The 23,476-nt window shown below is 71.6% G+C and carries 22 protein-coding genes and 2 pseudogenes; 14 read left to right on the top strand and 10 right to left on the bottom strand.

Annotated elements, in window-relative coordinates:
* Positions 1-169 precede the first annotated feature (169 nt).
* Positions 170-3,085, top strand: coding sequence for an SCO1167/SCO6262 family helicase (locus tag ABT009_RS07295; RefSeq protein ID WP_351290554.1), 2,916 nt, complete (start codon positions 170-172; stop codon positions 3,083-3,085).
* A complete protein-coding gene (locus tag ABT009_RS07300; protein ID WP_351290556.1) occupies positions 3,082-4,476 on the top strand; it encodes an SWIM zinc finger family protein in 1,395 nt (464 codons plus the stop codon). The genes ABT009_RS07295 and ABT009_RS07300 overlap by 4 nt, the downstream gene beginning before the upstream one ends.
* A 44-nt stretch (positions 4,477-4,520) precedes the next feature.
* Here ABT009_RS07300 and ABT009_RS07305 read toward each other — a convergent pair whose 3' ends face one another.
* Both ABT009_RS07305 and xylA read right to left on the bottom strand, forming a co-directional pair.
* Entirely contained in the window at positions 4,521-4,811 is a 291-nt protein-coding gene (locus ABT009_RS07305) for a hypothetical protein (protein ID WP_351290558.1), read from the bottom strand.
* 435 nt (positions 4,812-5,246) lie between these two features.
* Complete coding sequence (gene xylA / locus ABT009_RS07310) at positions 5,247-6,413, bottom strand: xylose isomerase (protein WP_351290560.1); 1,167 nt, start codon at positions 6,411-6,413, stop codon at positions 5,247-5,249.
* Between the two features lie 206 nt (positions 6,414-6,619).
* On the opposite strand from xylA, the gene xylB reads away from it, so the two are divergent.
* Positions 6,620-8,062, top strand: a complete 1,443-nt coding sequence (gene xylB, locus ABT009_RS07315) for a xylulokinase (RefSeq protein ID WP_351290562.1) — start codon at positions 6,620-6,622, stop codon at positions 8,060-8,062.
* Positions 8,063-8,137: 75 nt separating this feature from the next.
* Positions 8,138-9,337, top strand: coding sequence for an ROK family protein (locus ABT009_RS07320; protein WP_351290564.1), 1,200 nt, complete (start codon positions 8,138-8,140; stop codon positions 9,335-9,337).
* A 151-nt stretch (positions 9,338-9,488) separates the two neighbouring features.
* On the opposite strand, the gene ABT009_RS07325 is transcribed toward ABT009_RS07320, so the two are convergent.
* From ABT009_RS07325 to ABT009_RS07340, 4 genes are all read right to left on the bottom strand, one after another.
* On the bottom strand, positions 9,489-9,683 hold the full coding sequence (locus ABT009_RS07325) for a hypothetical protein (RefSeq protein WP_067284266.1): 195 nt from the start codon (positions 9,681-9,683) through the stop codon (positions 9,489-9,491).
* 158 nt (positions 9,684-9,841) lie between these two features.
* Positions 9,842-10,705: a phosphatidylinositol-specific phospholipase C/glycerophosphodiester phosphodiesterase family protein gene (locus ABT009_RS07330; RefSeq protein ID WP_351290567.1), complete on the bottom strand. Its 864-nt coding sequence runs from the start codon at positions 10,703-10,705 to the stop codon at positions 9,842-9,844.
* A 321-nt stretch (positions 10,706-11,026) separates the two neighbouring features.
* Complete coding sequence (locus ABT009_RS07335; RefSeq protein WP_351290569.1) at positions 11,027-11,989, bottom strand: M56 family metallopeptidase; 963 nt, start codon at positions 11,987-11,989, stop codon at positions 11,027-11,029.
* Complete coding sequence (locus ABT009_RS07340; RefSeq protein ID WP_351290572.1) at positions 11,986-12,399, bottom strand: BlaI/MecI/CopY family transcriptional regulator; 414 nt, start codon at positions 12,397-12,399, stop codon at positions 11,986-11,988. The genes ABT009_RS07335 and ABT009_RS07340 overlap by 4 nt, the downstream gene beginning before the upstream one ends.
* Before the next feature lie 122 nt (positions 12,400-12,521).
* Between ABT009_RS07340 and ABT009_RS07345 the strand changes: the two genes are divergently transcribed.
* From ABT009_RS07345 to ABT009_RS07365, 5 genes and pseudogenes are all read left to right on the top strand, one after another.
* Positions 12,522-13,187 (top strand): DedA family protein, encoded by a 666-nt coding sequence (locus tag ABT009_RS07345; protein ID WP_351290574.1) that lies wholly within the window; start codon positions 12,522-12,524, stop codon positions 13,185-13,187.
* Positions 13,184-13,810, top strand: a complete 627-nt coding sequence (locus ABT009_RS07350) for a phosphatase PAP2 family protein (RefSeq protein WP_351290576.1) — start codon at positions 13,184-13,186, stop codon at positions 13,808-13,810. The genes ABT009_RS07345 and ABT009_RS07350 overlap by 4 nt, the downstream gene beginning before the upstream one ends.
* An 11-nt stretch (positions 13,811-13,821) precedes the next feature.
* Positions 13,822-14,595 carry a phosphatase PAP2 family protein gene (locus ABT009_RS07355; RefSeq protein ID WP_351290578.1) on the top strand — a complete coding sequence of 258 codons (774 nt, stop codon included), beginning with the start codon at positions 13,822-13,824 and terminating at the stop codon, positions 14,593-14,595.
* A pseudogene (locus ABT009_RS07360) lies at positions 14,549-14,698 on the top strand (DNA-binding response regulator); the annotation flags it as partial. The gene ABT009_RS07355 and the pseudogene ABT009_RS07360, both read left to right, overlap by 47 nt.
* Positions 14,699-14,798: 100 nt before the next feature.
* Entirely contained in the window at positions 14,799-15,197 is a 399-nt protein-coding gene (locus tag ABT009_RS07365) for a sensor histidine kinase (RefSeq protein WP_502989829.1), read from the top strand.
* 14 nt (positions 15,198-15,211) lie between these two features.
* On the opposite strand, the gene ABT009_RS07370 is transcribed toward ABT009_RS07365, so the two are convergent.
* Genes ABT009_RS07370 through ABT009_RS07380 form a run of 3 tightly spaced genes read right to left on the bottom strand, consistent with a single transcriptional unit; the run spans position 15,212 to position 19,253 of the window.
* Positions 15,212-16,612, bottom strand: coding sequence for a glycosyltransferase family 39 protein (locus ABT009_RS07370; RefSeq protein WP_351290580.1), 1,401 nt, complete (start codon positions 16,610-16,612; stop codon positions 15,212-15,214).
* A gap of 57 nt (positions 16,613-16,669) precedes the next feature.
* The gene (locus ABT009_RS07375) at positions 16,670-19,006 is read right to left on the bottom strand and encodes a bifunctional glycosyltransferase/CDP-glycerol:glycerophosphate glycerophosphotransferase (protein ID WP_351290582.1); all 2,337 of its coding nucleotides are present in this window, start codon (positions 19,004-19,006) and stop codon (positions 16,670-16,672) included.
* Between the two features lie 58 nt (positions 19,007-19,064).
* Positions 19,065-19,253, bottom strand: a complete 189-nt coding sequence (locus tag ABT009_RS07380) for a hypothetical protein (RefSeq protein ID WP_351290584.1) — start codon at positions 19,251-19,253, stop codon at positions 19,065-19,067.
* Positions 19,254-19,592: 339 nt separating this feature from the next.
* Here ABT009_RS07380 and ABT009_RS07385 point away from each other — a divergent pair.
* Positions 19,593-20,183, top strand: a pseudogene (locus ABT009_RS07385) (COG4705 family protein); the annotation flags it as partial.
* Here the strand turns inward: ABT009_RS07385 and ABT009_RS07390 are convergent.
* On the bottom strand, positions 20,182-21,222 hold the full coding sequence (locus ABT009_RS07390; RefSeq protein ID WP_351291300.1) for an aldo/keto reductase: 1,041 nt from the start codon (positions 21,220-21,222) through the stop codon (positions 20,182-20,184). The pseudogene ABT009_RS07385 and the gene ABT009_RS07390 overlap by 2 nt on opposite strands.
* Before the next feature lie 107 nt (positions 21,223-21,329).
* Here ABT009_RS07390 and ABT009_RS07395 point away from each other — a divergent pair, with 107 nt between their 5' ends.
* The 4 genes from ABT009_RS07395 to ABT009_RS07410 all read left to right on the top strand — a co-directional run bounded on the left by ABT009_RS07395 (position 21,330) and on the right by ABT009_RS07410 (position 23,455).
* Positions 21,330-21,956, top strand: coding sequence for a TetR/AcrR family transcriptional regulator (locus tag ABT009_RS07395; protein WP_351290586.1), 627 nt, complete (start codon positions 21,330-21,332; stop codon positions 21,954-21,956).
* Positions 21,957-22,257: 301 nt separating this feature from the next.
* Complete coding sequence (locus ABT009_RS07400; RefSeq protein ID WP_502989830.1) at positions 22,258-22,383, top strand: hypothetical protein; 126 nt, start codon at positions 22,258-22,260, stop codon at positions 22,381-22,383.
* A gap of 66 nt (positions 22,384-22,449) precedes the next feature.
* Positions 22,450-22,638, top strand: a complete 189-nt coding sequence (locus ABT009_RS07405) for a TetR family transcriptional regulator (RefSeq protein WP_351290588.1) — start codon at positions 22,450-22,452, stop codon at positions 22,636-22,638.
* 454 nt (positions 22,639-23,092) lie between these two features.
* Entirely contained in the window at positions 23,093-23,455 is a 363-nt protein-coding gene (locus ABT009_RS07410) for a TetR/AcrR family transcriptional regulator C-terminal domain-containing protein (protein WP_502989831.1), read from the top strand.
* Positions 23,456-23,476 lie beyond the last annotated feature (21 nt).

Genomic DNA, 23,476 nt, shown 5'->3' on the forward strand with positions numbered 1-23,476 from the left:
CCACCCGAGCGGAACCTGGGGCAGGCCCCGCACGGCACGGGGTGCTGACCACACCCCTGGGGTGGGGCGGTCCGGATCGGCGCGAGGAACGCCCTTCTTGGGGTCGCGGAGTGAGGTACCCTCGACGACTCCGGTCTCAGTAGTCAAATTTGAGGAATGTGGCATCGCTGTGCAGAACCTGCCCGCAGCAACACCCTCCGAGATCTCAGAACTGTCCCGCTGCTCAGTCGTCTTCCTGCCCGCCGACCCGGCGCGCGGCGGCAGCGTCGCCTTCTGGCACGCCGACGGGACCGCGCCTCCCACGGTGGCCGCGGGGGCGGTCGAGGAACTGACCGTCGCCCTCCCCCACGACCACGGCGTCGAGCTCGTGGGCGTACCCGCCCTCGTGCTGCCCGTGCGGCAGGCTCTCCCCGTGCTCACACGCGCGCGTGCCCGTGCGCAGGCGCATCCGGCGGCCGCCTTCTGGGGAGCGGCCACGGTGCTGGCGCTGCAACTCGTCGCGCGCGGACTGCTGTTGCCTGGGCTGACGCCGGCCGACCACGACGCCTGGCGTGCGGGCCCGCTGCGCCCGGAGGACCTTCAGCGGGTACGTGAGCTCGCCGCCGCGATGCCCCCGGCCGCGCACGCGGTCCCGCTCGACGGCGCCGGACCGCCGAGGTTGCCGGACTCCGAGCGGTTGCTGCGCGCCTTCCTCGACGCCGTGGCCGACACGCTGCCGCGCTCCCCCGCCGCCGCGCTCGCCGCAGGCGGTCCGGCCTTCGCGGCACACCGGCCGCAGCACGTCCCCGAGCACCGCGCGTGGGCCGCCGATGTGGCCGAGGGGCATGACGCGGGCGTACGGATCTCGCTGCGTGTCGAGGTGCCGGGACTCGCCTCGGCGACCTCGGACGACGACACCGCGATCGCGTTCCGGGCCGTGCCGCAGATGCACAGCGTCAGCGATCCTACGGTGGTCGCGGACGCGGCCGAGGTGTGGGCCGCGACCAGCTCTTCGACGCGGTCGTTCGGGTCCCGCGCGCGGATGGACGCCCTGCTCGCGCTGCGGCGCGCGGCCCGCGTCTGGCCCCCGCTCGCTCCTCTGCTGTCGGCCACCGTGCCCGACGCCGTCGAGCTCGCCGACGAAGAGGTCACCGATCTGCTCGGCGAGGGGGCCCGGCGACTCGCGGCGGCGGGCGTGGGGGTCCACTGGCCCAAGGAACTGGCGCGGAAGCTGACCGCCCGCGCGGTCATCGGCCCTCCGGACGACGGCGCCCCGGACGACCGCAACCGGGACGGCGCTCGAGGCGAGGAGCAGAAGACCCGAAGCGGCTCCTTTTCCGACGCACCGTCGTTCCTGTCCGCGGACGCCCTGCTCGCCTTCGACTGGTGGTTCGCACTGGGCGATCAGCAGCTGTCCCGCCAGGAGTTGGACCACCTCGCCGAAGCGAGCCGACCCGTCGTGCGCCTGCGCGACCAATGGGTGCTCATCGACCCGGTGGAGGTCCGGCGTGCCCGGGAGCAGCAGGACCGCAAGGTCACCCCGATCGACGCGCTGAGCGCCGTCCTGACGGGTTCCACCGAGGTGGACGGGCGGCGCGTCGAGGTACGGCCGACAGGCTGGCTGGCGACCCTGCGCGAGCGGCTGGCCGACCCGGAGGCCATGGAGCCGGTCGGGCAGCCGGCCGGGCTCGACGCGACCCTGCGCGACTACCAGCTGCGCGGCCTGAACTGGCTGGCCCGTATGACCTCGCTCGGTCTGGGCGGCTGCCTGGCCGACGACATGGGCCTGGGTAAGACGATCACGCTGATCGCCCTGCATCTGCACCGGCAGACGAACGAGGCGTCGGAGGGACCCACGCTCGTCGTCTGTCCGACGTCCCTGATGGGCAACTGGCAGCGCGAGATCGAGAAGTTCGCGCCCGGCTGCCCCGTGCGCCGCTTCCACGGCGGGCGCCGCAGTCTGGAGAGCCTGACCGACGGCGAATTCGTGCTCACCACGTACGGCACGATGCGGCTCGACGCCGAGCAGCTCGCGGGTACGCAGTGGGGGCTGGTCGTCGCCGACGAGGCGCAGCACGTCAAGAACCCCTACTCGGCGACCGCCAGGCAGCTGCGGACGATCGGCGGGCACGCGCGCGTGGCGCTCACCGGCACCCCCGTGGAGAACAACCTCTCCGAGCTGTGGGCCGTTCTCGACTGGACCACACCGGGGCTGCTCGGCCGGCTGGGCACGTTCCGCACCCGCTATGCGCAGCCCGTCGAGGGCGGCCAGGACCCGGCCGCCGCCGAACGGCTCGCGAGGCTCGTCCGCCCGTTCCTGCTGCGCCGCCGCAAGTCGGATCCGGGCATCGCCCCCGAACTGCCGCCCAAGACCGAGACCGACCGGGCTGTGTCCCTGACCCCGGAGCAAGCGGGCCTGTACGAGGCCGTGGTGCGCGAGACGCTCGCGGAGATCTCGGGTGCCGAGGGCTTCGCCCGCCGCGGGCTGATCGTCAAGCTGCTCACCGGGCTCAAGCAGATCTGCAACCACCCCGCGCAATACCTCAAGGAGGAGCACCCGATGCTCGCGGGACGTTCCGGAAAACTGGACCTGCTCGACGAGCTGCTCGACACCATCCTCGCCGAGGACGCAAGCGTGCTGGTGTTCACCCAGTACGTCCGGATGGCCCGGCTCATCGAGCAGCATCTGACGTCGCGCGGTGTGCCCTCGCAGTTGCTGCACGGCGGCACGCCCGTGGCCGAGCGCGAGGCCATGGTCGACCGCTTCCAGGAAGGTGAAGTCCCGGTCTTCCTGTTGTCGTTGAAGGCTGCCGGCACGGGGCTGAACCTGACCCGCGCCGGCCATGTCGTGCACTACGACCGCTGGTGGAACCCCGCCGTCGAGGCCCAGGCGACCGACCGCGCGTACCGCATCGGGCAGACCCAGCCCGTGCAGGTGCACCGGATCGTCGCCGAAGGCACGATCGAGGACCGCATCGCCGACATGCTCCTGCGCAAACGCGCACTGGCGGACGCCGTGCTCGGCTCAGGCGAGGCCGCCCTGACGGAACTGACCGATGCCGAACTGGCCGATCTGGTGGAGCTGCGAGGGGGCGACGGCCGATGAGCCGCAGATATGAGGACATCGAGGGTGACGAGTACGGCCACGCCGACGAAACCCTGAACGAGCCCAGTCACGAACGCACCTTCGCCGCATTGCCGCCCGCGCGCGGACGCGGCTTCGCAGCGACCTGGTGGGGCCAGGCCTGGCTCAGGGCGCTGGAGGACACGGCTCTGGACTCCGAGCAGGTCAAGACGGGCCGCAGTCTCGCGCGCGCCGGGGCGGTGGGCGCGGTGTCGGTACGCCCCGGCCGGATCACCGCGGTCGTCCAGGACCGGGACCACACCCGGCACCGCTCCGACGTACTCCTGCAGCAGTTGAGCGACGAGGAGTGGGACCGCTTCCTGGACATGGCCGTCGAGCGTGCAGGGCACATCGCGGCACTCCTCGACCGCGACATGCCGCCGCATCTGGTCGAGGACGCGGCGGCCACAGGCGTCGAGCTGCTGCCGGGCATCGGTGATCTGGAGCCGGAGTGCGGCTGCGGGGCGTGGGACCACTGCGCGCACACCGCGGCACTCTGCTACCAGGTGGCGCGGCTGTTGGACCAGGATCCGTTCGTGCTTCTGCTGATGCGCGGCCGCGGCGAGCGCGAACTGCTGGACGAGTTGCAGGTCCGCAGTGTCGCGCAGGCTTCCGCGCAGGCCCGGCCGGAGGAGGTGCAGACGGACACTCCCGAGGGCGTCGACGCCCAGCAGGCGTACGCCGTTGCAGGGCAGATCCCGCCGCCGCTGCCCGCACCGCCGCCCGCCCCTCAAGAGCCCGGGGTGCCACCATCGCTGGACGCGGAGGCGGAGCCAGGACCCGGTCTTGATGTGCTGGCGCTGGAGTTCCTGGCGGCGCAGGCGGCTGCGGAGGCGCGCCGGTTGTTGACCGAGGCCCTCGCCCCGGGCCATGAACGGCAGCCTCTCGAACTCGACCTGACGGTGGATCAGGATGCTATTCGCCTGGCTACTGCCGATGCCCCCGGGACAGAGATCACGGCCCGGCTCGCATCCGCATCGGGCCGGGACCGGGACGGGCTCGCCCTCGCCGTGCGCGCCTGGACGTACGGCGGTGCGGCAGCCCTCTCGGTACTCGACGAGGAGTGGACGCCAGAGCCGGAAGAACTGGCACGCGCGCGTGCCGCGCTGGAATCGGCGTGGGACGAGGACGAACGGCCCGAGCTGCGTGGTGCGCGCAACCGCTGGACGGTGGTCGGCGCCCAAGCGGTCGAGTCCCCGGCGTCCGGCGCCCAGCCGGTCGACGCTCGCCCGGCGGTTGTCGAGGCGCAGCTGCGTCTGGGGCGCGACGGCCGCTGGTGGCCGTACCGCAAAGAGCGCGGCCGCTGGGCCCCGGCAGGCCCTTCCACACCCGATCCGGCGACGGCCCTGGCGGTGGCGGCCGGCGGCGAGTGAACGGACCTTTTCCGGCGACGGCGCGCCTGGCACCAGCGGATAGGTCAGTTTCCGGCCGCCCCTCCCGTCGTCGGCCCCAACGCTGCAGGTGACTCTGCCGGCAGCAGCGACGCGATGTCGCTGGGGATGGGGAAGTCCGAGGGCAGGGAAGGCACCTCGGTGGGGATCTCGGTGGGCAGCAGGGTGCGGATGTCCGACGGGATGCTCAGCGAAGGGGTGGGTGTGGGGGCCGTGCTGCTCTCCGCCGGTGACTTCCTGCCCGGCGCGTCATCTCCGCGGCCTGCCCACAGGACCACCGCCGCGACGATGCCCACGGCCACGATCACCGTGAGCACGATGAATAGGGCGCGGTTTCCCCGGCCGGGCCCCCCTCCGGGCGGACCGGGAGGCGGTTGTGGCGGCCGGCCGCCCCCGGACGGCGGCTGCCCACCGCCACCGGACGGTGGGCCGTAGCCGGCGCCGGACGGATGACCGTACCCACCAGAAAGCGGGCCGTACCCACCGGGCGGCGGCTCGAAGCCGCCGCCCCCGGGAGGCGGCGTGTCACCAGGCGGAGTGGGGGGCTGAGGCGGTACCGGCGGTATGGCCATACCGTCAAGCGTCTCCTCGTCCCGGTCAAGACGCGACCGCTGGACGGAAGTTGGCAGGTATCGAACGCATACCAGCCATGGAGCGCCCGATTCCGGGCCCTTCCGCCCGGACCTCGGGCCGCCCCTCCCCCGGCCAGACCAACCCGGGCCCACCTCCGCCCGGGCACACGTGGGGCAGGATCAGCCCCGCGCCCCCAGCAGGTGGTCCATCGCCAGCTGGTCGAGGTGCTCGAAGGCCATGGAGCGGGCCGCGGCCGCCTCCACGTCGAACTCCTCGAACGAGGCGCGGTCGGCGAGCAGCGCGGACAGGCCGTCCTCGGCGGTGGGCTTGGCCAGCTCGTCGAGGCGCGACGCGCGCAGGGCCTCCTGGACCTCCGGGTCGGCGCGGAAGGCGGCCGCGCGCTCCTTGAGGATCAGGTAGTTGCGCATGCAGCCCGCGGCCGACGCCCACACGCCGTCGAAGCCCTCGGTGCGCGGCGGCTTGAAGTCGAAGTGCTTCGGGCCCGCGTAGCCGGCGGACTCGAGCAGGTCGACCAGCCAGAACGCCTGCCGCAGATCGCCCGCGCCGAAGCGGAAGTCCTGGTCGTACTTGATGCCGGACTGGCCGTTGAGGTCGATGTGGTACAGCTTGCCCGCCCACAGGGCCTGGGCGATGCCGTGCGGGAAGTTCAGGCCCGCCATCTGCTCGTGGCCCACCTCGGGGTTGACGCCGACCAGCTCGGGCCGCTCCAGGCGCTCGATGAAGGCGAGAGCGTGGCCGATCGTGGGCAGGAGGATGTCGCCGCGCGGCTCGTTCGGCTTGGGCTCGATGGCGAAGCGCAGGTCGTAGCCCTGAGTGGTCACGTACTCGCCGAGGAGGTCGAAGGCCTCCTTCATCCGGTCCAGCGCGACGCGCACGTCCTTGGCGGCGCCGGACTCGGCACCCTCGCGGCCGCCCCAGGCGACGTACGTGGTGGCGCCCAGCTCGACGGCCAGGTCGATGTTGCGGATCGTCTTGCGGAGCGCGTAACGGCGCACGTCACGGTCGTTCGCGGTGAACGCGCCGTCCTTGAAGACCGGGTGCGTGAAGAGGTTGGTCGTGGCCATCGGCACCTTCATGCCGGTGGTGTCGAGCGCCTGGCGGAAGCGCTTGATGATCGCCTCGCGCTCGGTGTCGGTGGACCCGAACGGGATCAGGTCGTCGTCGTGGAAGGTCACACCGTACGCGCCGAGCTCGGCCAGGCGCTGGACGGTCTCGACCGGGTCCAGGGCCGGCCGGGTGGCGTCACCGAAGGGGTCCCTGCCCTGCCAGCCGACGGTCCACAGACCGAAGGTGAACCTGTCCTCAGGGGTGGGCTGGTAGCTCATGCCGCGGCTCCTTGCTCGCTCCGACTATTTCGTCATGGCACTTTACAAATTAGTATGCGAACGCATCTCTGGGAAGACGGGTGTGACAAGACCGGCGGTTTCGGTCGGGAAACGGGAACCCCGAGACCTGTCAGGGATGCGCAGAGCCCCAGAAACAGCGTGGGCCCACGACGGGCCCGGCGCGAGCCGCAGAAACGGAGAGCCCGATGTCAGCAGCCGAGGGACCCCTTGTCGTCGGCGTGGACAGCTCCACGCAGTCCACCAAGGCCCTGGTCGTGGACACCGCCACCGGGCAGATCGTGGCGAGCGGCCAGGCGCCGCACACCGTCACGTCCGGCGCCGGGCGCGAGAGCGACCCCGAGCAGTGGTGGAGCGCCCTGTGCGAGGCGCTGCGCCAGTGCGGAGACGCCGCCCACGAGGCCGCGGCCGTGTCGATCGGCGGCCAGCAGCACGGGCTCGTCACGCTCGACGCGCAGGGCAGGCCGGTGCGCCCCGCGATGCTGTGGAACGACGTGCGGTCGGCGCCGCAGGCCCAGCGGCTGATCGAGGAGCTGGGCGGGCCCAAGGTGTGGGCCGACCGTTTCGGCAGCGTGCCGGGGGCGTCCTTCACGGTCACCAAGTGGGCGTGGCTCGCCGAGCACGAGCCGGAGGCGGTCCGCGCCACGGCCGCCGTCCGTCTGCCGCACGACTACCTCACCGAGCGCCTGACCGGAACCGGCACCACCGACCGCGGCGACGCCTCGGGCACGGGCTGGTGGTCGTCGGCCGGCGAGTCGTACGACGAGGAGATCCTCGGCCGCGTCGGTCTCGACCCGGCCCTGCTGCCCACCGTCGTACGCCCCGGAGAGGTCGCCGGAACCGTGCGCGGCGGTGACCTGCCCTTCGCCAAGGGCACGCTGGTCGCCCCGGGCACCGGCGACAACGCGGCAGCCGCCCTCGGCCTCGGCCTGCGTCCCGGCACACCCGTGCTCAGCCTGGGCACGTCCGGCACCGTGTACGCGGTGTCGCAGCGGCGGCCCGCCGACCCGTCCGGCACCGTGGCGGGCTTCGCCGACGCCCGCGGCGACTGGCTGCCCCTGGCCTGCACCCTCAACTGCACCCTCGCCGTCGACCGGGTGGCCGCGCTGCTCGGCATCGACCGGCAGGCCGTGGAGCCCGGCGGCAGCGTCACGCTCCTGCCCTACCTGGACGGCGAGCGCACGCCGAACCTGCCGAACGCCTCCGGCCTGCTGCACGGGCTGCGCCACGACACGACGCCCGGCCAGCTCCTGCAGGCGGCGTACGACGGTGCGGTGCACTCGCTGCTCGGCGCCCTCGAGCTGGTGCTGGACGAGGACGCGGACCCGACCGCTCCGCTGCTGCTCATCGGCGGCGGCGCCCGCGGCACGGCCTGGCAGCAGACCGTACGGCGGCTGTCCGGCCGGGCGGTGCAGATCCCAGAGGCCAAGGAGCTGGTCGCGCTGGGTGCGGCCGCGCAGGCCGCCGGGCTTCTCACCGGCGAGGACCCGGCTGCTGTCGCACGGCGCTGGGGCACCGCACAGGGCCCTGTCCTGGAGCCGGTGGAACGCGACGAGGCGGCACTCGGCAGAATCTCCGGAGTGCTGTCCGACGCCGCCGCGCTGCTGGACAGGCGCCCGGACGCATCCTGAACCCGGACTGCGCGCCCGGCTCCCGGGCGCGCACCGCCCAACCCCGGATGCGAACCGACGAGGACTGAGGGAGGCATGACCGCACCGCTGCACGACGCCCGCCGGGGCACGCCCGACACCCAGCAGGGCATGCGCCGCCGCAACCTGTCCCGCGTGATGCACACCGTCGCCGCGGACGGGCCGCTGTCGCGCGCCGCGGTCGCCTCCCGGATCGGCCTGACACGCGCCGCGGTGTCGACGCTGGTCGACGAGCTGATCCGGGCGGGGCTGCTCGACGAGCTGGGACCCGAGCGCCCCGGCCGGGTGGGACGGGGCCGCCCAGGCTCGGCGCTCGCGGTGAGCGGCCGCGGCCCGGCCGGCATCGGCGCCGAGGTGGGCGTCGACCACCTCGCGGTGTGTGCGGTCGATCTGCGCGGCGAGGTACGCGCGCGTGCCGTGCACTGGAGCGACAACCGCGGCCGGGCCCCGAAACCGGTGACCGAGGAGCTGGTCGCGCTCGTGGATCAGGTGGCCGGCGAAGCGCAGAAGGCCGGCCTGCGCCCCGCGGGGCTGGCGGTCGCCGTCCCCGGTCTGGTGGAGCGCGGCACCGGGATGGTCGTCCGCGCACCGAACCTCGACTGGCGCGACACCGACCTCAGGCAGCTCCTCGCCGGGGACCTGCCCGTGACGGTGGACAACGAGGCGAACTTCGGCGCCCTGGCGGAACTGTGGCTCGGCGACGCCACACCGCCCGACTTCGTACACGTGTCCGCGGAGATCGGCATCGGCGCGGCGGTGGTCGTCGACGGCCGCCTGCTGCGCGGCACCCGCGGGTTCGCCGGCGAGCTCGGCCACGTCCCGGTACGCCCCGAGGGCCCGAAGTGCCGGTGCGGCGGACGTGGTTGTCTCGAGCAGTACGCGGGCGTGGAGGCCGTGCTGCGGGCAGCGGGCCTCGGCCCGGGCGAAGGCCGCGTCGGGCTGCTCGCCGACCGCGCCGCCGAGGGCGACAAGGACGTACGGCGGGCCCTGCGCGGCGCCGGCACGGCGCTCGGCATCGCACTCACCGGTGCCGTCAATCTCCTCGACCCGCACACCGTGGTCCTGGGCGGGGCGCTGTCCCGGCTCGCACCCTGGCTACTCCCCGCGCTGGAACGCGAGCTCGGGAGCCGCACCGCGCGCCTGGCCTGCGGCGTCGCCGTATCCCGCCTCGGCCCGGAGGGCCCTCTGCTCGGCGCGGCACACTCGGTCGTACGGGCCGTGCTGGACGATCCGGCGATGGTGGCCAACGGGGTGTGAGGGGCAGGCGCTCACGGCCCGCCCATGGCTCATGAACCCGCGGCTCATAGCAACGGAGCAGGCGACAGCTGTGGTCGCCTGTGCGTAAGTCGCGTAAGTCGATCAGGCCGGGGCCAGCCGCGGGTACTACGGATGGCGTGCCCCGGCCCGCTCACGGATTGAGGTGGCTGACGATCTCCGCCGTCGCCGAGAGGCCCTCGTGGATGGTCGGCGCCATGCTCGTGCTCGCGAGATAGAACCCGAGCAGTATGCACACCAAGGCGTGCGAGACCTTCAGGGAGCCGTTACGCATGAACACCACTGCCAGGATGAGCAGCAGCAGCACCGCAGAAATTGAAACAGCCATCGCCCCGGTCTCCTCCGCCACGTCGACACCCGTGGCCTTCGGCCGCAAGTGTGGCGTAGCGGAGGGACGGTCCCGGTGACTGGCGTGTCCCCCGAAAGTGTTTTGACTCGCTGTGATGGCAATGCCCCGAAGGGGGAACCGAACTGAGGGCCGTTCACCTACGCCTTGCCGTGAGCGTCCAGGAACACCTCGAGCCCTGCCAGGTCGTCCGTGTTCACGTGGTCGACGTCGGCGGCGAGCAGCTCGCTCCACACCGCGTCGCGTGCGGGCCCTGCCACGTCGGGAGTGGCCCAGAAGCGCACGCGCTGCCCGCGCGCGTGGGCGGCCGAGACGATGCCGTGGAGCTTGTCGCGCTCGGCCGCGGGGAATGGGCCGACTCCCTGCCAGGTGAAGTTGTTGGTCCAGTTGTCGCTGATCAGCGGGATGGAAGAGGCGGGCGCCGACGATCCGAGGTCGGCCAGCCGGCCGTCGTAGAACGCGCGGCGCACCTGCTGCGCCTCCATCGGGGCGCGCGCACCCCGGTCTCCGGAGATCACCGCGGTGACCGCCCTCTGATGCACTGTGCCGTGCGCGTACGTGGTGAAGATCTGCCGGTAGCGCTGCAGGTGCCGGTCGAGTTCGAGGTACGTCGAGGCGCCCTCGGTCTTGATGTCGATGAGGAGTTGCAGGGGCGTGCGGTAACCGCCGTACACGGAGCCCTGATTGGCCCGGATGCGGGCCAGCAGCGGGTCCAGGTACAGCGATTCGAGCGTGCGGGACGGGTCGAGGTCCACGGGGTCGTGCGCGACGAGCAGCTGGTCTCCGACGAGGTAGATGTCGGCCTCCACGCTCGTGAAACGGTGGTCCAGCGCGTCGAACAGGGGCCGGGGGTGCTCGTAGTCGTTGTGCGCGTGGGCGCGCAGGAGCGGTCGCGGCCCGCGCTGCCGCTCGCTCGCCCCGGCGTACGCAGCGGGGGCGACGACGCTGCCCGCGAGGGCGGCGCCGAAGGTGGTGAGGGCTCTGCGACGGGTGGTAAGGGCCATGCTCAGCCTCCCGGGAAGTGCCGTATGGGACACCGGCGAGTATGGGGGCCCGGGATGTTCAACTGGTGGGGTTCATGGAGGGAGTTGGCTGGACCGCCGCCCTGTGTTCACTTCGCGGCGGAACCGCACCTCGCGTTCACCCGGCGACCACGGCGGGCGGCAAGGTGCGGGCAGGCCGAGGCGGCGGCCACCGGGTCGGCGGCCGCCGCCGGAGTTCGGCTGAGGCCGGAGTGCGGAGCGTCAGGGCACCTGAAGGACTCGGGCGTTGACGGTCGCCGGCAGCGTGGTCACCCGCCTCACCAAGGAGGCTTAAAACCGGGTTCAGTCGGCGTCGCCGGAGTGGGGCAGGGCCTCCCCCTGGGCGATTTCGATGCCTGTGTGCAGATCGGTGGCCGCGTCGATCGCCGCGGCCGCCGACAGGGCCACACAGAGCATCAGGAGGCAGGCCAGGGCGCGAGTGAGCAGGCGGCCGGCCCGGGTCGAGGGTGGGGCGGCGTTGAGCAGGGCGGTGACGCGGCGTGGGACGGGGCCTGCGGTGGCCGTGAGTGACATGCGGGGGCGCGGGGCGGGGCCCGCGGTGTGGGCGGCGAGTGCTGCGCGTCCGATGGCGCGGGCGGTGAGGGCGCGGTCGCCCGTCACTGCGGCAGCGGATTCGTCGGCCCAGCGTTCGAGGGCGTAGGAGAGCGGTGCGCGCAGGCCGCGGAGCACAGGGTGGAGGGCGAGGGCGAACTCGGTGGCCGCGAGGAAGAGGTGGTGGCGGCCGGTGAGATGGGCGCGCTCGTGGGCGAAGAGCACCTCGCGTTCCCGGGCGCTGAGGGCGCGCAGCATTCCGGTTGTCACCACGATGCGGCCCGGCCGCCCGGGCAGGGCGTAGGCGTCGGGTTGGTCGTCGTGCCGTACGGACAAATCTCCGGCGGTTGCCGGGCTCGTGAACTGCCTGTGGGCGGCGCGTAGTTCGCGTACGTGACGGCTGGTGCGGCGCAGCACCAGGGCGCCGAGGGCCCCCAGCGCGAGGGCGGCCAGGATCGCGGCCGGTGCGGTCACGGGCCAGTCGCCGCCAAGCAGAGGCGGGGAGAGGTGGCCGAGCGCAGCGACGAACGGCAGGTGCAGGGCGCCGGAGAGGGCGAGCAGGCCCAGTGCCGCCGTGCTGGAGACGGCGAGGGTGAGGGCGAGTGCGGTCAGCATCCAGACGGCCGTCCGGTGCGGCAGGTGCTCGGCGCCACGCCGGGCGGCGGGCACGGCGAGCAGGGGGACGAGCAGCGGGATCCACACGGCGTAGATCACGGGGTACCTCCGGGGTCCGCCGGGCCGCCGTCGAGCAGAGCCCGCAGCAGCTGCTCGTCCTCGGGGCTCAGGTCGGACACGAAGCGGGCGAGGACGGTGCCGCGGTCCTCGTCCTTGTCGAGTTCCGCGTGCATCCGGCGGGCGGTGAGACCTGGCGAGTCCTGAACGGGGGCGTAGGCGTAGCCGCGGCCCGAGCGGGCGCGGGTGACCGCGCCCTTGCCATGCAGGCGGGTCAGGATCGTGGTCACGGTGGTGCGGGCCAGGCCGCCGCCGAGCGCCCGCTGGACGGCGCCGGGCGTGAGCGGACCGTCGGCGGCCCACAGCGCGGCCAGGACGCTCGCCTCCAGCTCGCCCGCCGGGCGGCGGTCCATCCGCCCATCGGCCGACCGATCTGTGTGCCCCTCGGGCATGGGAACGCTCCTCGACTCTTCTTCGTCTACAGTGCAGTAGACCGTCTACGTGACTGTAGTCGCTCAGTGCGGGCGCGTGCCCGCCATCTGGTCCTCGTCCCAGTATGAGAGGGGTCACCGCCATGTCCGCTGCCCAGTTCGCCGTCGCGCAGGCGGTGAACGTCCTGGACGCGGGATCACTGCTGTCCGCCTTCGGGGCGCTCGGCATCGCCGTCGTGCTCTTCGCCGAGACGGGTCTGCTGGTGGGGTTCTTCCTGCCCGGCGACTCCCTGCTGTTCACGGCCGGGTTGCTGTGCGCGGGCGGCACCCACGGGTCCGTGCACCTCGCGCTTCCCCAGGTGCTGGCCGCCGCGGTGGCGGGTGCACTCGTCGGGGCGCAGACCGGGTACTGGATCGGGCGGCGCGGCGGCCGTGCGCTGCTGGCCCACAGCCGGGCGAGACGCCTGCACGAGGGGGCGGCGCGGGCCGAGGGACTGCTGGCCCGGTACGGGCACGCGAAGGCAGTGGTCCTGGCCCGCTTCGTCCCCGTCGTCCGCACCGTCCTCAATCCGCTCGCCGGAGCGCTCGACGTCCCGGTTCGGGTCTTCACGGTGTGGCAGGTGACCGGCGGGCTGGTGTGGACGGTCGGCCTGGTGCTGGCGGGCTACGCACTGGGCTCATCGGTACCGAACGTCGACCGCTATCTGCTGCCGCTGGTCGCGCTCGTGGTGCTCGTCTCCCTGATCCCGCTCGCACTCGAGGTGCGGCGCTCGCGTGCCCGCCGCGCCTCGGAAGGGAGGGCGTCGTGACCGTCCTCGCCTTCGGCGGTGCGTCAGTCGACGGCGCCCTCTACTCCTGGGTCACCGGCCTCGCCCGGCACACCCCGCACCCCGTGAACACCGTGATCGCCGCCTGGTCCGACTACGGCCTCGCCCTGTTCGCCGTGCTGATGGTCGCCGCCTGGTGGCGGGCAAGGCGCGCGGGTGGGGTCCCGAGGAGCGCGGGCGAGCCCTTGATGGTCCGGGCGCTCGCGGCACCCGTGGTCGTCGTGGTCTGCTATGCCGTCAACTCACTGGTCAAATCGGTCTTCGACGAGCAGCGGCCCTGCCGGACGCTGCACACCGTGACCGTCGCGGCGTGCCCGGCGGTCGGCGACTGGTCGTTCCCCAGCAACCATGCGGTGATCGCGGCGGCCGCCGCCGTCGCGCTGGTGCTCGCCGACCGCCGCCTCGGCCTGGTCGCGGCGCCGACCGCCGTGCTGATGGGCGTTTCCCGGGTCTGGATCGGAGTGCACTATCCGCATGACGTGGCCGTGGGCCTGGCGCTCGGGGCGGCCCTCGCCTGGGTCCTCACGCTGCTCGCGGACCGGGCCGCCCCGCTCGTGGACCGGGTGGCGGCCACGCGACTGCGTCCTTTGGTGACGGCCTCGTGACGGGAGCGACGGTGGCCAGGTGGGTGGGACGCGGGCCGCTGCTGCTCGTCTCGTCCTGTGTACTGCTGTTCGCCGCCCTCGCGGCCGTGGTGTGCATACGCCATGGTGCGCCACTGTCAGGTGACCAGGCTGCCCACTCCTGGGCCCTCGGGCACGAGCCGCCGATCGTCGTGGCGTTGGCGCGCGGCATCACCGACACGGGAACGGGGGTCTGGCCCTATCTGTTTGCCGTGGCGGCCGGGGCGATCGCTGGGCGTACCACCCGAGAACGGCTGCGGGCCGTTGCGGCTGCCTTTCCTGGCCACGGGCAGCTGGTCCGCACCGGCCTGATGGAACTGTTCGCGCGTGCCCGCCCGGCCCGCACCGACTGGGCGGCGCACGCCTCCGGTTTCGCCTTCCCCTCTGGCCACTCCACGACCTCGGCACTGGTCGCCGGACTGCTGTGCTGGGCGGCGACCCGCCGCGCGGGACCGGCCCTCGCCCGTACGGCATGCGCGCTCGCCGTGTACTGGGCGGCCGCCGTCGGACTGACCCGGGTGTATCTCGGCGTGCACTGGGCCAGCGACGTCGCCGGCGGCTGGCTGTTCGGCGCCGGCTGGCTGGGGCTGTGCCTGTGTGCCGTGGCCCGGTGGCTGCCCGGGGAGTTCAGCGGACGTACGGCAACACCCACGCAACGCACCGAGCGCATGGCGCGTGCGACACATGGCGCAGGCACAGCTCCAGAGACGATGGAGGACCATGAGCCACAAGATCCTGGTCGTCGAGGACGATCACGCCCTGCGTGACGTGCTGCTGCGCGGCCTGCGTGACGAGGGCTTCGCCACGGTGCCCGCCGCGGACGGTGCCACCGCGCTGCGGCTGTCCGGCGGCGCGGTCACCGCGGCCGTGCACCATCTGCGACACCCTGCCGAACAACGCCCGTGACGACGTATCCGCCGCCCCCGGCACGACCGCGGTCCTACCCACACTGCACCGCATCGCCGAACAGGTGGGCGTCCCCGACCACGTGACCGTCGCCATCGGCAGCGAGGACGGGCATCTGGAGGCCGGAGTCCAGGCGGCCCTCCTCGAACGCATCGTCAGCCCGCTGATGACCAACGCCCTGCGATACGCCCGGTCGCGCGTCACCCTTCGTACGGGCCGCGAACCCGGCGGCGTACGGGGCGTACGGATCGACATCACGGACGACGGCCCCGGCGTGCCGCCGGCGTTCGCCGGGCAGCTCTTCCAGCCCGGCAGGCGGGCCGACCCGGACGACGGACACGGCGGAGCGGGCCTGGGGCTGCCGCTGGCGCGACGCCTGGCCCGCTCCGTCGGCGGTGAGGTGTCCTACGATCCCGGACACTCCCCCGGCGCGAGATTCGTGATCACCCTGCCCGCTGGATGACGCAGCCCTCGGTGTCAGGACCGCGGCAGGAACGCCGACCAGGTGGTGCCCGGGAGGCGGTGTGGGGTCCAGCCGCGGGTATAGCGCGGGCGGCGGGTGCTGCGGCGGATGAGGAGGGCGTCCGCATGCCGGCCCAGGGTCTGTGGCGAACCGCACCCTGCGTCATACGCCGGGGCCAGCGCGAACGTGCCTGCGACCAGGCACGGCGGGTGGACACCGAGGCCGCGCAGATCCTTGCCCACCGTCTCGTAGAGAGCGGCGACCCGCGCGGTCTGCGCTGTGGTGTGCTGCAGGACCAGTCCCTGGCCGACGAGTTGCAAGGCGACGGCGGCGGCGATGAGGCCTCCGACCAGGGCCGGCGTGCGGGCGCTGCGTACCGCCTGGCAGGCGAGAACGGCGACCGGGAGCGACAGCAGCGCATAGGCCGGGAGGAGGAAGCGGGGAGCGGAGTACGTGATGAGCAGGAGGTAGGGGAAGGCGGTTGCGGCCGCGCAGGCGATGGGTACGGCGGCCGCCTCGCCACGTCCGCGGCGGACTTCGACGACAAGCGAGACCGCCACGAGCAGGGGCAACGCCAGCCACCACAGGCCGAGTTCGGAGTGTCCCAGATGGGCGTGGCAGGGGCGGCACAACTGCGGGCCGTCCAGACTGCGCCAGGCGTTGCCGAAGTTGAGGTGCAGGCCGATTCCGCCCTCGTTGGCGGACGACTGCTGCAGCCGCCCGCCGATGCCGCCGAAGCGTGCGTACGCCTCAGCGGTCCACTCCGCGGCGCCCGATGCCACGCCGCCGATGATCCACGGCAGCGTCCGCCGTCGGCGACGTACCAGCGCGGCGGCCGTCAGCAGTGGCAGCGCGAGCCAAACGCCGTCGGAGAAGCGGAAGAGCATGGCGGCGGCAAGGCAGCCGGCCAGCCACCAGCGGGCCCGGCGCTCGGCGGGAGCGCGCAGGAACCATCCGGCGGCGCCGACCGCGCTGAACGCCACCCACAGGTTGGGCATGGCTTGCGGTCCATTGGCCAGGGTCACCCACAGCCCGGCGAAAAGCAGTGCGGCGAGAGCCGCGGCCCGCCGCCCCGTCAGCGGACCCCACACCCGGTAGGCCGCCCAGAGCCCGATGGAGGAGAAGAGCGCGAGTACCACCCGCATCGCGGCGACGGAGCCGGTGACCGCGACGACCGGGGCTAGGAGGAGGCTGGTGCCGCGCGAGCGGGGAGCGCTGAAGTACGCGGCCGGGTGGCGGGGGTCGACCTGCGAGACGTAGACAGCCTCGTCCCAGCCGAGGGCGTGTCCGAGACGCGGGACGACGAACAGCACCTGGGCGGCGAAGTAGCCGACGGCGACCAGGGCCAGCCAGGGGGCGGGGTGGGCGGTCCAGCGTGGCGCGGGTGGGGGCGCGTTCGGTGCGATGGCGGTCATGGTGTCGGGTCCTACGCTTAAGGGCCGAGGCGGCAAGGTGGGCACGGGTACCGGCCGTCAGGGCTGCAGCACCATCGAGCCGTCCGCGTCCTCACTGCGGGGCCCGTCCGCGTCCTCACCACGGGACCCGAAGGGCGGATTCCCTGTCTCGGCGGGCCGGGGTGCGGGCACCCGGGGGTGGCCGTCGGTCGGCCGTAGCGGCGGCGTGATCTCCTGCCCGAGCAGTACTCGGCGTACCACCCGCTCGGCGGCGTGCCCGTCGTCGTAGTGGCAGAACCGCCGGCGGAACGCGGCGCGCAGCTCGGTCGTGCGCTCGTTGTCCCAGGATCCGTCGCGCAGCAGCTCGATCAGCTGGTCCTCGGTGGTGGCGACGGCGCCCGGCGTCTCGCCGGGCTTGCCGGAGAGCAGGTCGAAGGTGACACCGCGGGACCTGACGTACGTCTCCCAGTCGTCGGCGTAGGTGATGATCGGCCGGTCGAGGCAGGCGTAGTCGAACTGGATCGAGGAGTAGTCGGTGATCAGGGCGTCCGAGGCCAGGCAGAGTTCCTCGACGCTCGGGTGCCGGGAGACGTCCAGCACCACGCCCTGCTCCTGGAGTCGGGCGAGCCGCGGGTCCTGGGCGTAGAAGTAGTGCGTACGGACCATGAGGAGGAAGCCGGGGCCGAGGGCGCGTGCGACCTTCGCGAGGTCCATCGCCGCCACGTATCCGGTCTGGTAGTCACGGACGGTGGGCGCGTAGAGCAGCGCCGTCGTGCCGGGGGCTATGCCGAGCCGTTCGCGGGCCCGGGCGACGTCCTGCGACGTCGACGTGAAGTACACGTCGTTGCGCGGATAGCCGGAGTCGAGCGAGGTGAAGGCGCACGGGTAGACGCGCTCCCAGTGCTCCGTGGACAACTGGTTGGAAGACAGGCTGCAGTCCCAGCGGTCCGCGCGCTCCAGGAGCCGGCGGAAGTTCATCCCCTTCGCGGCCGCGGGAAAGCGCTGCTGGTCCAGGCCCATACGCTTGAGGGGGGTGCCGTGATGGGTCATCAGGTGTGTCTGGCCGGGCCGCTTGACGATGTCGTCGGGGAAGTTGACGTTGTTGATGAGGAACCTGGCCCGGGCCATCAGGCGCCAGTAGCGGCGGCTGCCCAGGACGACGTGGTCCATGCCCTCAGGCACCTCCCCCACCGCATCGGCCCGGACGACCCACACCCCGTTCACACCCGGCGCGATGTCCTGCGCCTTGAGGTAGATGGCGAGCGGATTGCAGGCGGGCCCCCGGCTCCAGTACGCCGTGTAGACGGCGAGGTGCTCGTCGATGGGCAGCCGCCGTTGAAGCCGGTAGTAAGCCGCCTGAAGGCGTTTTCCGACCGTACGCCTGGCCTTTTTGATCGCCTTCCGCGCCTTCACCCGCGTGTAATTGACCGCCTTGGCGCTCTGGAAAGCGGCGTACGACCCAAGGTTCAGCGCCCTGAACTTGCCTCCGAGCAGCCCGTCGGGCACCTGGAAACCGGCGGGCAGATGAGCCCTGTACATCGCCGAGGCGAGTTTGAAGTACTCCCTGCGGTCCGAGGGCAGGACACGGGAGGAGCGGGCGAGGGTGTAGAGGAAGTGGCTGACCATCCGCTGGAAGAGAACGGGCCGCAGAGCGTCCAGCTCGCGGTGGGCGTCCAGGAAGTCGAACAACCGCTGGTACTGCTCGAAGATGGTGAAGTGCTCGCGGCCGGGCGTCTTCATCGAATTGCCCTGCCTGCGTTGCCGGTATTCCACGCAGACCCGGTCCAGGCAGGCGGCGGTCCGAGCGGTGAGCATCGCCAGGTAGACGACCAGGGCGTCCTCGTACAGCCCGTCGGTGAAGGTGAGGCCACTGCCGGTGAAGAACTCCCGGCGGAACAGCCGGTTCCACACCACCGCGAAGAGGTTGAACAGCTCGGGCCGGTCTGCGGGCCGGAACACCTCGTCGCGCGACTCCTCGAGCAGCTGCGCGGTGGCGCTCGGCTGCACCATGTTCCACCAGTAGGTGCGCACGTGGTCGAACAGGAGGATGTCCGGATCACCGGACTCCGCCAGCCGCTGCTCCATGAAGTGCAGGGCGTCCGCGGTCAGGGTGTCGTCGCTGTCGAGGAAGAGCAGGTAGTCGCCCCGGGCGAGCTCGACGCCGAGATTGCGGGCGTTGCCGATGCCGCCGTTGCGGTCCAGATGGACGGCCACCACGCGCGGGTCACGGGCCGCGTACTCGTCGAGGATCGCGCCGGAGGCGTCAGGGGAGCAGTCATCGACGACGATCACCTCGAAGTCGGTGAGGCCTTGAGTCAGCACGGAGTCCAGGCATTCGCGCAGATAGCCCTGCACCTTGTAGACGGGTATCACGATGCTGAATCGCGGCTTGCCGGGGGCGCTGTTCCGGGCCATACGTGGTTCTCTCTCCAGGTGGTTTCGTTGCTTTTGCCCGCCAGAGGTACGGGGCGGGTCACTCGAAATAGCCGCGCAGCGTCTCGCGAAGGGAGGCCGCGTCGTCGGCCTCCTCGAAGTCCTCCACAAGACGCCCCGTGTACTCGCCCTCGTTCTCGTCGTCGTTATCGGGCAGGGCGTCGGTGAGATCGCTCAGAGCGTCGTCGGAGGCGTCTCCGTCGTCGTGGAGCCGGCGAACCGAGGTCATGGGGCGGCGACGGCGCTGGCCTCGAGGTTTGTCCTGGTCATGGTGTCCCCTTCGTCTGTTCACGAGCGCGTGTGTGGCACATCGACGGCAGCCGCGAACGCCCGGACGGCGCCGCACGACGGGACGCTTCAACCACGCGGTACACGCTGGTCCAACGAGGTAAGCCGTCGGCGAGATGGCGGTAAAAGCGGAGTGAGGAGCGCTGGCCGGGCACAATTCGGCGTGCCGGCCGCGGCGGTGGTGCTTGGGAATCCGCAGGACGCGGGGGCAGTGCGCCCGAGCGAAGGAGCGCGCGGCAGTCAGGATGCGTTCAGGTAACCGCTGACACGGTCGGGCCTCATGACCTACGAGATCTCTGAGACTCCCGAAGCCGCACAGGGCGGCAATGCCCCCGCCCGGCACGCACATCGCCTCCGCTGGAACAAGGTGCCCGAAGTCACCGTCTACTTCTGGATCATCAAGGTGCTGTGCACCACGGTCGGCGAGACCGCGGCCGACCTGCTCAACGAGAAGGCCAGCCTCGGCCTGACGGGTGTGTCGGTGCTGATGAGCGCCCTGCTCGCCATCGTCTTGGTCGTCCAGTGCCGTACGACCGCCTACCGCGCTGGTGTGTACTGGCTCGCTGTCGCTCTGATCGGCGTGGTCGGCACCCTGATCAGCGACAACCTCACCGACAACATGGGCGTACCGCTGGAGGACAGCACCACGGTGTTCGCGATCGTCCTCGCGGTCGTCTTCGTCGTCTGGTACCGGCGCGAGCGGACTCTGTCCATCCACAGCATCGACACCACAAGCCGCGAGTCGTTCTACTGGCTGGCGGTGCTGTTCACCTTCGCTCTCGGCACGGCAGCAGGCGACCTGGTCGCGGAACGCATGTCGCTGGGCTACTGGGTCTCCGCGCTACTGTTCGCCCTGGCCAAGGTCGCGATCAGGAGGACCACGCAGGTGGGTTGAGGCGTGCGAAGCCTTCCTGACGTTGGTAGGGGAAGTACGGGTAGGGCGCTGTCGTGCTGCTTGCCGCGTCGAGTTTTGCCATCTGGTCGGGAGTGAGTGTCCAGCCGACGGCACCGAGGTTCTGGCGAAGCTGCTCCTCGTCGCGGGCGCCGATGATGACGGAGGAGACGGTCGGGCGCTGCAGCAGCCAGTTGATGGCGATTTGCGGAATGCTTTTGCCGGTCTCCTGTGCGATCTCATCGAGGGCGTCGACCACGCGATAGAGGTGTTCGTCCTCGACTGGCGGACCGTATTCGGCAGTGTGGTGCAGTCGGCTGTCGGCCGGTAGCGGCCGACCGCGGCGGATCTTGCCGGTGAGCCGTCCCCAGCCGAGCGGACTCCAGACCATTGCCCCGAGACCCTGATCGAGCCCCAGGGGCATGAGTTCCCATTCGTAGTCGCGGCCGATGAGCGAGTAGTAGACCTGATGTGCCACGTAGCGCGGGCGGCCGTACCGCTCTGCGATCGCGAGGGACTTCATCGCCTGCCAGCCGGAGAAGTTGGAGATGCCCAGGTAGCGGACCTTTCCTGCGCGTTGGAGATCATCGAGAGTGGACAGGACTTCCTCGATCGGCGTGCCGGCGTCGAATGCATGCAACTGGAACACGTCGATGTAGTCGGTGCCGAGCCGACGCAGGGCGTTCTCGCAGGCCGTGATCAGGCGCGAACGGGAGGAACCTGCATCGCCTGGGCCATCGCCCATCGGCAGGCTGGTCTTGGTGGACACGATCACCCGGTCCCTGCGGCCGTGGATCGCCTTGCCCAGCACTTCCTCGGACGCGCCGCTGGAGTAGACGTCGGCGGAGTCGAACATCGTGATCCCGGCGTCGATGCAGATGTCCACGAGGCGGCGTGCCTGGTGGGCATCGGTGTTGCCCCAGGCGCCGAAGAGCGGTCCCTGGCCGCCGAAGGTGCCGGTGCCGAAGCTCAGTGCGGGGACCTTGAGGCCGGATGCACCCAGCCGCCTGAATTCCATGGCTGTTCCCTTCACTTTTCACCCGTCTAACTAACGGTTCTGGAGTTCCGTTAGCTTGTACTATCAACGTAGCAGGAACGAGCGACTAACGAAACTGGAGTCCCGTTATGGGGATCGAGGGTGCGGATCCGGGAACCGTCCGTCCCGGCGGACGCACGGCGCGGGTGCGGGCGGCGGTGCTGCAGGCGGCCGGGGACGCCCTGGCGGAGCAGGGCTTCGCCCACCTGGACCTCGCCGACATCGCACGCCGCGCCGAGGTGGGCAAGACGACCGTCTACCGCCGCTGGGGGACGGTGACCGGCCTGGTGGGTGATCTCCTGATCGACATGGCCGAACAGTCACTGCCACATACCGACACCGGTTCGCTGCTTGGCGACCTCAAGGCCAACGCCCGGCTCGTGCAGCGCACCCTGGCCGACCCGCGGCAGGGGGCGCTGTTCAAAGCGGTGATCGCGGCCGCCACCTGCGACGCGAAGACAGCCGAGGCCCTGCGCCGCTTCTACGACATCCGCATCAACGAGTGGGCACCCTGCGTCGAGCAGGCCATCGACCGGGGTGAGGTGCCCGAGGGCACCGACCCGCACGAGGTGATCCGTGCCGTCTCCGCCCCCCTCTACTACCGCCTGTTGACCAGCGGAGACAGCCCCGACGAAGCCGCCGCAGACCAGGCTGCCGAAGCCGCCGAGGCCGCGGCACGCGCGGGAGCGTATCTGCGCCGCAAGGCGAGCGACTAGCAGGCTGGGCCCAGACGTCGGGGGCCGGCGTGAGCGCTGGCGCAGCCACCGAGGTGAGCTGTTCGCCGACAACTCCAACCGCCTCGCGCCGCACGGCTACCCGGCCTGCACGGCTACCCGGCCTGGGCAGCGGGCGGGTAGTCCTTGAGCCGGACCGTCTCCCCTGACGCTTCGGGTGCGTTGGCGGCAATGATGTCGAGCATCTCCTGGGTTGGTGCACCCATAAAGAAGTGCTCAGCGCCTTGCCGGCCTACCTGCTGGTGTTCCGTGACGGACCCGGCAGATCGCTCAGCGATGGGGCGTGGCCATCGCCACGGTCACGAAGGTTCTGGCGGCACTGCGGCAGGACGGACTTGTGTGCGCCGTACCAGGCGTCGGGACGGTGGTCGCCTCGCCCCCAGCCGGGCGACGCGAGCAGCCCGACTGAGCCTGTCCGGCCTCACCCCGTGCGCCGCGGGAGGACACCTCGGACGAGCCGGCCCGCGCACGCATCGTGCGGACGGCGATCCGGATCGCCGACGCCGAGGGACTGGCCGCGCTGACCATGCGGCGCATCGCCACCGAGCTCGACGTGGCCACGATGTCCCTCAACCGGCACGTGCGGAACAAGGACGAGCTCATCACGCTGATGGCCGACGCCGCCGTCGCGGAAGAGCCCCTGCCCGAACTGGGCGAGGACTAGCGGGCACAGCTCGAACTCTCCACCCGGACCCAATGGAAGCTGCACCGCACCCATCGCAGCCAGCGAGCCGAGGAAGGCGCCGACCTCGCGCAGCACGGCCGCGTCCGCTTCGGAGACGCGCAGCCGATCCCGGATGGCCACACCCGCAGGCCCCGGCACCACGAAGGGTGCCGCCAGCGCCCGGACTCCGCCCACCCCTTCACCACCCCCAGCTCGACGATCCCGTCACGGCACTCAACGACCGCCACCCGCAAAGGTCACCCATTCGACCTAAGAAACTCTGTTCGCCTCCAGGGGCCCCAGGGCACGCACCGCGGAAGCAAGCCTCCAGCGCATGGCCAGACGACCAGCCCCGACCCACACCCGCTTGCCCGGCGCTCACCCGTACTCACCAACACTCACTACTCCTCAGCACACCGCCAGCAGTTCCCAACCCCTGCCGGCCCTGGGCGGCATGCGACACATCGACTGGGCACTCCGCGCCCTCGACGGACACGGACTCGACGACAACACCAGGCTCCACACCGCCATCAGCCTGTTCGGCTACGTCCGCGGCACAGCGGCCGACCTGGAGAGCGAGGAGCAGGCTGCCCGGGACACCGGCATGAGCGGCGAGGAATGGCTGGACAGCCAAGAAGGTGCGATGACCGCCCTCCTGGCCGGCGGCGCGCTCCCCGCCTTCGCCGCCGTCAGGCACCGGCCCGACGTCGACGTCAGCGTGCAGTCGCTGTTCGAGTACGGCCTGGGGTGTCTCCTCGACGGCGTGGCACTCCTCATGGCGAACAATCAGTCCGCCGGAATCGAAAGTGCTTCGTAGGTTTGGAGATCGCGTAACCGG

The organism is Streptomyces sp. NPDC002896 (assembly GCF_040295225.1).
In the GTDB taxonomy this organism is placed as follows: Bacteria; Actinomycetota; Actinomycetes; order Streptomycetales; family Streptomycetaceae; genus Streptomyces.

Bases quoted from the DNA above. Each gene is read 5' to 3' on its own strand.
- ABT009_RS07300 (WP_351290556.1), top strand. From the start codon at position 3,082: ATGAGCCGCAGATATGAGGACATCGAGGGTGACGAGTACGGCCACGCC.
- xylA (WP_351290560.1), bottom strand. From the start codon at position 6,413: ATGAGCTACCAGCCCACCCCTGAGGACAGGTTCACCTTCGGTCTGTGG.
- xylB (WP_351290562.1), top strand. From the start codon at position 6,620: ATGTCAGCAGCCGAGGGACCCCTTGTCGTCGGCGTGGACAGCTCCACG.
- ABT009_RS07320 (WP_351290564.1), top strand. From the start codon at position 8,138: ATGACCGCACCGCTGCACGACGCCCGCCGGGGCACGCCCGACACCCAG.
- ABT009_RS07325 (WP_067284266.1), bottom strand. From the start codon at position 9,683: ATGGCTGTTTCAATTTCTGCGGTGCTGCTGCTGCTCATCCTGGCAGTG.
- ABT009_RS07330 (WP_351290567.1), bottom strand. From the start codon at position 10,705: ATGGCCCTTACCACCCGTCGCAGAGCCCTCACCACCTTCGGCGCCGCC.
- ABT009_RS07340 (WP_351290572.1), bottom strand. From the start codon at position 12,399: ATGCCCGAGGGGCACACAGATCGGTCGGCCGATGGGCGGATGGACCGC.
- ABT009_RS07345 (WP_351290574.1), top strand. From the start codon at position 12,522: ATGTCCGCTGCCCAGTTCGCCGTCGCGCAGGCGGTGAACGTCCTGGAC.
- ABT009_RS07370 (WP_351290580.1), bottom strand. From the start codon at position 16,612: ATGACCGCCATCGCACCGAACGCGCCCCCACCCGCGCCACGCTGGACC.
- ABT009_RS07375 (WP_351290582.1), bottom strand. From the start codon at position 19,006: ATGGCCCGGAACAGCGCCCCCGGCAAGCCGCGATTCAGCATCGTGATA.
- ABT009_RS07380 (WP_351290584.1), bottom strand. From the start codon at position 19,253: ATGACCTCGGTTCGCCGGCTCCACGACGACGGAGACGCCTCCGACGAC.
- ABT009_RS07390 (WP_351291300.1), bottom strand. From the start codon at position 21,222: ATGGAATTCAGGCGGCTGGGTGCATCCGGCCTCAAGGTCCCCGCACTG.
- ABT009_RS07395 (WP_351290586.1), top strand. From the start codon at position 21,330: ATGGGGATCGAGGGTGCGGATCCGGGAACCGTCCGTCCCGGCGGACGC.
- ABT009_RS07410 (WP_502989831.1), top strand. From the start codon at position 23,093: ATGCGACACATCGACTGGGCACTCCGCGCCCTCGACGGACACGGACTC.